General features: G+C 65.2%; 3 protein-coding genes. All 3 read right to left on the minus strand.

Annotation, left to right across the window (positions count from 1 at the left end; translation table 11 throughout):
- Positions 1 to 1497 (minus strand): acyl-CoA dehydrogenase family protein (locus AC2VOU_RS18500; protein WP_486958676.1); only part of this gene is annotated, 1497 nt, incomplete at its 3' end.
- 57 nt (positions 1498 to 1554) lie between these two features.
- Positions 1555 to 2313, minus strand: a complete 759-nt coding sequence (locus AC2VOU_RS18505) for a deoxyribonuclease IV (RefSeq protein WP_047313546.1) — start codon at positions 2311 to 2313, stop codon at positions 1555 to 1557.
- A 139-nt stretch (positions 2314 to 2452) separates the two neighbouring features.
- A partial coding sequence (locus tag AC2VOU_RS18510; RefSeq protein WP_486958677.1) for a DNA-directed RNA polymerase subunit beta' occupies positions 2453 to 4207 on the minus strand: 1755 nt, incomplete at its 5' end.

Below are 4207 nucleotides of genomic sequence, written 5' to 3' on the forward strand. Positions count from 1 at the left end.
GCGCACCAGCAACGACCCCTGCAACGCCAGGCAGATGTCCTCAGCGACTTTGCGAGCGCGGTACTGGATAGTTTCAACGTCGGCCAGTTGTGGCCGCAGCCGCTCGACATGGGCGTCCAGTCGGGAGTCCTGACCCGCGGATCCGGCCAATTCGCCAAATAGCACCTCGACGCATTCGGGTCGAGTTGCCATGGCACGCAAGGTATCTAGGGCGCTGACGTTACCTGAGCCCTCCCAAATGCCCATCAGCGGCGCCTCGCGGTACAGCCGCGGCATCCCGGAATCCTCCACATATCCGTTGCCGCCCAGGCATTCCAGCGCTTCAGCAGCATGCGGGGTGGAACGCTTGCACACCCAATACTTACTGGCCGCCAGACCGATGCGGCGCAGCAGCGCCTCTGTCTCGTTCCCGCGCACCGCATTGTCGGTGGCACCGGCCATCCGCATCGCGACCATCGTGGCGGCCTCAGCCTCGACGGCCAGGTCCGCCAGTACGTTGCGCATTAGCGGCTGGTCAATCAGGTAGGCGCCGAATGCTTTTCGATGCTGGGCGTGGTGGATGGCGCGGGTCAGGCCGGTGCGCATGCTGGTGGCACTGCCCAGGGTGCAGTCCAACCGGGTGAGGTTGACCATCTCGATAATGGTCGGGACCCCGCGTCCCTCTTCACCGACCAACCAGGCAGTGGCACGAGAGTATTCAACCTCACTTGAGGCGTTGGCATGGTTACCGAGCTTGTCCTTGAGTCGCTGCAAGAACATCCGGTTGCGGGTGCCATCGGGGAGCACCCGCGGCAACAGAAAGCACGACAGCCCGGCCGGTGCCTGCGCAAGCACCAGGAAGATGTCGCACATGGGTGCCGACGTGAACCATTTGTGGCCCGTGAGGCTGTACGTGCCGTCGGCGTTTGGGGTCGCCCGGGTGGTGCCGGCGCGGACATCGGAGCCACCCTGCTTCTCGGTCATCGACATGCCCGCGGTGATGCCGCGCTTGCTGGTGGCCAGTTTCAGTTCCGGGTCGTACTCGCGGCTGGTCAGCAACGGCTCGTAGACCGCTGCCAGCTCGGGGTTGCACCGCAGCGCTGGGACAACAGCGTAGGTCATCGAGATCGGGCACATATGCCCCGGCTCGACGGTCCATACGGAGGTCATGGCGGCACGCACCACATGCGCCCCCGGCCGCTCATCGGCCCACGGCGCAGCGTGCATGCCGTGGAAGATCGCCGTGCGCATCAGCTCGTGGTAGGCCGGGTCGTATTCCACCTCATCGACGCGGTGTCCGTATCGGTCGTGGGTGTGCAGGACAGGCCGGTTACGGTCGGCGAGCTCGCCCCAACGCTGGGCTTCGTGGTTGGCGGAAATCGCCCCAACCTCGTTGACCTTCTCGAGGCCCCACTGACCGCCCTCGCGGATTAGGGCCTCGATCAGCGCCGGGGAGGTCGCCGGGTTGTAGTCCAGCAGCGGCGGAACCTGGTTGGTGACGACATGGGTGTCTGGCATGCCACCGATATTACGCTTTTCCCATAGTCGTACAAAAAATGTAACGCCAGCGCTGCGTCAGCCGCTGGTCTTTTCGCGCAGGAACGCGATGTCGTCCTTGCGGCCCTCGTCAGCGGTTTCGCAGATCACCGGCGCACCCGCTGCCTTGACGGCTGCTACCAGCAACTCGGCATCGATCTGGCCGCTACCCAAGTTGGCGTGACGGTCACGACCCGAGCCCGCTTCGTCCTTGGAATCATTGCAGTGCACCAGGTCGATCCGGCCGGTGATGGCCTTGATGCGATCCACAGCTTGAATTAGCCCCTCGCCAGCCGCCCATGCGTGACAGGTGTCCAGGCAGAAACCGATCCCGGTGTCGCCGATGACATCCCAGAGTCGGGCGATGGTATCGAAGCGGCGAGCCATCGCGTGGTCGCCGCCGGCCGTGTTTTCGAGGTAGACCGGAACGTCGGTTTGCAGTTGGTCGAGTGCTTTACGCCAGCGGCCGAAACCATCCTCGAGGTCATTGTCGTCGGCGACGTGCCCACCATGCACGATCACGGCGGCAGCACCGATGTCGGCGGCCGCATCACAAGTCTGCTGCAGGATCTTGCGCGATGGGATCCGCACCCGGTTATTCGCCGACGCGACATTGATCAAGTAGGGCGCGTGCACGTACACCGGCAGGGCCGCGGCCTTCAGCACAGCGGCATCGCTACGCGGTTTGGGCGCCTTCCAGCTCTGCGGGTTGCCAAGGAAAATCTGCACGACGTCAGCGCCTTCAGCCTCCGCTGCGGCGAGCGGATCGGTTGGGCTGACATGCGAACCGATGAGCACGCCGCCCAGTCTAGTGAGCGACACCGACCCGCGGCCCGTCGGGCGAACGTGCGGCCAGCCGCACACTCAGTCGCGAGCGTGAAGCTGGCCGCACACTGGGCGCACAGAAAAAGCCCCGGCAATTGGCCGGGGCTTTTTCTTAGCGATAATCCGAGTAGCCGTAGTCGTCCAGCGGAACGGCAGCACCGGTGGCCTGGCCGAAGTCCGGGCTGTAGTACTGATCCTCGTAGGACGGGATCGTGTAGGCCGCGGCGCGGGCCTCCTCGGTGGGCTGCACCGCGATGTTGCGGTAGCGGTTGATACCGGTGCCAGCCGGGATCAACTTTCCGATGATCACGTTCTCCTTCAGACCGTTGAGCTTGTCGCTGCGGCAGTTGATCGCCGCATCGGTCAGCACCCGTGTGGTCTCCTGGAACGACGCCGCGGAAAGCCACGAGTCGGTGGCCAGCGACGCCTTGGTGATACCCATCAGCACCGGACGACCGGCGGCGGGCTCACCACCCTCGGCCACCACCCGACGGTTCTCGGCCTCGAACTCCGCACGGTCGATCAGCGAGCCGGGCAGGAACTCCGTCGCGCCCGAGTCGATGATGGTGACCCGGCGCAGCATCTGGCGCACGATCACCTCGATGTGCTTGTCGTGGATCGACACGCCTTGGGCCCGGTAGACCTCCTGGACCTCGCGGACCAGGTGGATCTGCACCTCGCGCGGGCCCTGCACCCGCAGCACCTCGTGCGGGTCGGCCGAGCCTTCCATCAGCTGCTGACCCACCTCGACGTGGTCACCGTCGGAGAGCACCCGCTCGGAACCGTCTTCGTGCTTGAACACCCGCAGCCGTTGCCGCTTGGACAGCTTGTCGTAGACGACTTCTTCGCCGCCATCGTCGGGAACGATGGTGATCTTGTAGAAGCGCTCCCCGTCCTCGAGGCGGACCCGTCCGGTGACGTCGGCGATCGGCGCCTTGCCGCGCGGCACCCGGGCCTCGAACAGCTCCTGAACCCGGGGCAGACCGCCGGTGATGTCCTCACCGACACCACCCTGGTGGAAGGTACGCATGGTCAGCTGGGTGCCGGGCTCACCGATGGATTGGGCGGCCACGATGCCGACGGCCTCACCGATGTCGACCAGCTTGCCGGTGGCCATCGACCGCCCGTAACACGTCGCGCACACACCTGTGCCGGTGGTGCAGGTCAGCACCGAGCGCACCTTGACCTGCGTGATGCCCGCCGCCAGCAAGGCGTCGATCTCCGGGTCACCCAGATCCTCACCGCGCGCGACGATCACGTTGCCCGCCTCGTCGACCGCGTTGGTGCCCAAAGTCCGTGCGTATGCCGATGTTTCGATGTACGGGTCGCGGATGAGACTGGCCTTACCATCAACCCCAGCCGCACGCTCGGCCAGCTCGACGACGATGCCGCGCTCGGTCTGGCAGTCGTGTTCGCGGACGATGACATCCTGGCTCACGTCCACCAGACGACGGGTCAGGTACCCCGAGTCGGCGGTACGCAACGCGGTGTCCGCCAAGCCCTTTCGAGCGCCGTGGGTGTTGATGAAGTACTCCAGCACGGTCAGGCCCTCGCGGAAGGACGACTTGACCGGACGCGGAATGAACTCACCCTTCGGGTTGGTCACCAGACCCTTCATGCCGGCCAGCGTCCGGGTCTGGGTGAAGTTACCCGTGGCACCGGAGTCGACGATCGTGATGATCGGGTTGTCGACCGGGTAGTGGTCCCGCAGCGCCTGACCGACCTCGTCGGTGGCTTCCTTCCAGATCTCCACCAGCGCCTCGTTGCGTTCGTCGTGGTTCAAAGCGCCGCGCTGGAACTGCTTTTCGACCTTGTCCGCACGGTCCTCGTAGTGGTCGAGGATCTCCTTCTTGCGCGGCGGCACCAA

The organism is Mycobacterium sp. TH-M25 (assembly GCF_057473665.1).